This window comes from Corallococcus llansteffanensis, assembly GCF_003612055.1.
Taxonomy (GTDB): Bacteria; Myxococcota; Myxococcia; order Myxococcales; family Myxococcaceae; genus Corallococcus; species Corallococcus llansteffanensis.
On record NZ_RAWB01000825.1, the window covers coordinates 1 to 3,264 of the forward strand.

4 protein-coding genes are annotated in these 3,264 nt (G+C 71.3%); 2 read left to right on the forward strand and 2 right to left on the reverse strand.

What is annotated here, in order from left to right; translation table 11 throughout:
* Positions 1-80: 80 nt before the first annotated feature.
* Complete coding sequence (locus tag D7V93_RS40770; protein WP_120648392.1) at positions 81-476, forward strand: hypothetical protein; 396 nt, start codon at positions 81-83, stop codon at positions 474-476.
* 56 nt (positions 477-532) lie between these two features.
* Here the strand turns inward: D7V93_RS40770 and D7V93_RS40775 are convergent, their stop codons facing one another.
* Positions 533-2,074, reverse strand: coding sequence for a right-handed parallel beta-helix repeat-containing protein (locus tag D7V93_RS40775; RefSeq protein ID WP_120648393.1), 1,542 nt, complete (start codon positions 2,072-2,074; stop codon positions 533-535).
* A 190-nt stretch (positions 2,075-2,264) separates the two neighbouring features.
* Between D7V93_RS40775 and D7V93_RS40780 the strand changes: the two genes are divergently transcribed.
* On the forward strand, positions 2,265-2,747 hold the full coding sequence (locus tag D7V93_RS40780; protein ID WP_120648394.1) for a hypothetical protein: 483 nt from the start codon (positions 2,265-2,267) through the stop codon (positions 2,745-2,747).
* Between the two features lie 10 nt (positions 2,748-2,757).
* Here the strand turns inward: D7V93_RS40780 and D7V93_RS40785 are convergent.
* On the reverse strand, positions 2,758-3,264 hold a 507-nt coding region (locus D7V93_RS40785), incomplete at its 5' end, for a proline and serine-rich protein 1 family protein (RefSeq protein ID WP_120648395.1).

Genomic DNA, 3,264 nt, shown 5'->3' on the forward strand with positions numbered 1-3,264 from the left:
CCCGAGCACGAAGCGCACGCCGCAGCCGGACCCGTCGTAAACGTCGCGCCCCGCCCGGTGGGTGGTAAACCCCCCGGTCCATGACCTTCTTCTTCCATCTCCACTCGGGGCTTCGCTACCTGGTGCTGTTGGCCGGCGCCATCGCGCTCGCGTACTTCGCCTTCTGCGTCGCCACGAAGCGGCCGTTCGACAAGGTGGGGCGCATCATCGGCGCGTCCTACTCCGGCTTCGTCCAGCTGCAGGTGCTCGTGGGCATCGCGGTGCTCGTCACGCGCGGCTACTACCCGGCGCTCATCGGCCACATCGTGATGATGGTGCTCGCGGTGGGCGCCATCCAGGGCTGCCTGTCCGCGAACCGCCGCCGCACGCCGCCGGGGTACGTGCTGCCCCTCGTGGGCACCCTGGTGTCGCTGCTGTTCATCGTGGGCGGCGTCCTGGCCATCCGTCCCGGCCTGTTCGTCTCCACCGCGCTCTGAGCGTCCGCCCGGCGGGAACGGGGACCGTCAGGGTCCACGTTCCCTCGGGGAAGAGGCTAGCGACGGGCGCGGCGACGCAGGCCCAGCGGCACGAGCAGCGTGAGGAGCAGGGGCAGCAGGCCCGGACTGGCGTTGCAGCCGCCGCCGTCCTCGTCGTCCTCCGGCGGCTCCTTCTCCGGGCCCGAGCCCGCGTCGGGGATGACGCCCGTGCCCGCGTCCGCGACGCCCGCATCCGTGTTGCCGACGCCCGCGTCCGCGCCGCCCGTGCCTGCGTCCGTGCCGCCCGTGCCTGCGTCCGTGCCGCCCGTGCCTGCGTCCGTGCCGCCCGTGCCTGCGTCCGTGCCGCCCGTGCCTGCGTCCGTGCCGCCCGTGCCTGCGTCCGTCGTGCTCGTCGTGCAGTTGCCCAGCGGATGCTCCAGCGCGCCCAGCGTGTACGCCCCGCTCGAAGGCCGGGGCCGCGCGCAGAAGTCGTCCGGGACCGAGGCATTCCGCGCGGCGGCGCCGACGAGCGACGACACGTCACCCTTGAGGGTCAGGTCTCCCTTGAGCGGCGCCACGTACCAGGCCGCGAAGGTGGCCGTGGCCACGTTCACCTGGTTCGTGCCCGCGGTGAAGGTGCCACTGTCCCTCCCGCGGATGACCGACGACAGCACGTTGCCGTGGGCCTCGCCGGTGCTGGTGTCGAAGCGGAAGTCCACGCCCGTCGTGCCGACGAACGTGTTGAACAGCACGCGCGTGTTCGTGGCCCTGTTCAGGTAGACGGCGACGTCGGAGCAGTTCGCGACGATGTTGTTGCGAATCACGCCGTCCGTGTGCTCCGTCGTGCACGGCACGGTCGGATCGAAGGCCGGCGCGCAGAACGCGGCGCCCGTCCCGCCACCGCCGAAGGACAGGCCGATGCGCGTGTCGCTGGCCGGTTGGTCCCTCGTGCAGACGACGCGGTTGCGCTCGAAGAGGCCGCGCTTGCCGCCGCTCTTCATGAAGGCGCCGTAGGAGATGCCGCCCTGCCTGGCGAAGTCGTGCAGCTCGTTGTCGCGGACCACCCAGTCGTCACCGGTGTCGATGTTGAGCTTGGTGACGGGCGTTCCCGTCACGCGCGGGCGGGTGTCGTAGATCTCATTGCGCTCGATGAGCCCCCGGTGGGGCATCTCGAAGACGCCGGAGCCGTTCTTCTCCGCGTTCACCTTGAGCTGGGCGTTGAAGTCGCGCACGCGGCTGTTGCGCAGCACGAAGCCCTCCGCGTGGCCGGTGACGTGGAAGGCGTGCTCGCAGTTCGGGTCGCTCGCGCAGATGCCCTCCACGGTGAGCCCGTCGAAGGTCCAGTACCGGCCGGACACCTTGAAGCCCTCCGTCGCGTTGAAGCGGATGAGGGCCGCGTGGCGGTTCGCGGCGCGCACGGTGATGGGCAGCGCCTGGGTGCCCTCCGCCGCGCAGCTCAGGTTCGCGTTGAACGTGTACGTGCCGTTCGCGAGGACGATCTCGTCCCCGGCCTTGGCGGCGGTGAGCGCGGCCTGGAGCTCCGCCACGGTGGAGACGTTCTTCACCGCGGCGCCGCCGCTCAGGGGCAGCAGGAGCAGGACAAGGGGAGAGATTCGCATCAGGGGACTCCCGGTGTTGGAGGGGGGGCCGACCCTACTGGATTCCCTGGGGGGCAGGCAGGCTGCCGGTCGCAGGCATCCCGGCTGCTAGGGAGCCGTACGCCGCATGCGCACCTCACACGTCATGGCATGCCAACCCAGACGCTCGCGGCGGGGACGTTCCACACTCACGGGGGCGGGCCTGGCCAGCGTGCTCCTGCTGTCGCCGGGGGCGCTCGCGCTGCCCTCGCGGGGGGAGCCGCTGCCGGCCTTCTCCGCGAATGATCTGAAGGCCGGCGCGCACACGAGCGAGGAGCTGAAGGGCCGGCCCGCGCTGGTGGTCATCATCACCGACAAGAACGCCGGCGAGGCGATGCGCCAGTGGTACGCCGTGGCGGATCAGCAGCAGGTGCCGGAGTCGGTGCACCGCCAGTCGCTCATCACCCTCAAGCTGCCGTTCTTCATCAGCGAGGGCGCCGCGCGGGGCAAGGCGAAGGGCCAGGTGCCGCAGGGGTACTGGGAGGACACCTGGCTGGACAAGGACGGCGACATGCGGAAGGCCCTGGGACTGGCCCCGAGCAGCACGCCCTATGTCCTGGCGCTGGATGCGGAAGGCCGCGTGGTGGCCAGCGTCCACGCGACCGCGGACTCGCCGGAGGCGCGGTCCATCTGGGCCGCGCTCTCCCGACGGTGAAGCGCTCGGCCTAGCGACGGCCGCCGTTGTCCAGGATCTCCTGCAGCTTCTGCTTGTCCGAGGAGAACGGGAACGCCTGGTACAGCTCGAAGCCGTTCTGCGGATCCAGCAGGGCGGGCCGCATCACGCGCACCACCTCCAGCTTGTCGTTGGAGTGGGGGAACTGGCCCAGCAGGGTCAGCACGTGGGACACGAGGAAGTTCTCGTTCGGGGCGACCTGCGACAGCACCCGCAGCTTGTCGCGCGGGAAGGCCTCGCGGACCATCGCCTGGGTGAGGCTGCGGAACTGCGCGTCCGCGATGGGCCGCACCACCGGCGGCGGGGGCGGCTGCGGCGCCGGGTAGTTGCCCGGAGGGGGCGGCAGGCCCGTGCCGTAGGGCGCGGCGTCGTCCACGTACTCGCTCAGCTTGTCCAGCTCCTCCATCGCGGCGCGGATGCCCTCGCGGCCCTTGTTGTCCCGCGTGCGGGACATCGCGTCGCGCAGCGCGTTCTCCAGCCGGTCGATGCGGCGCTCCAT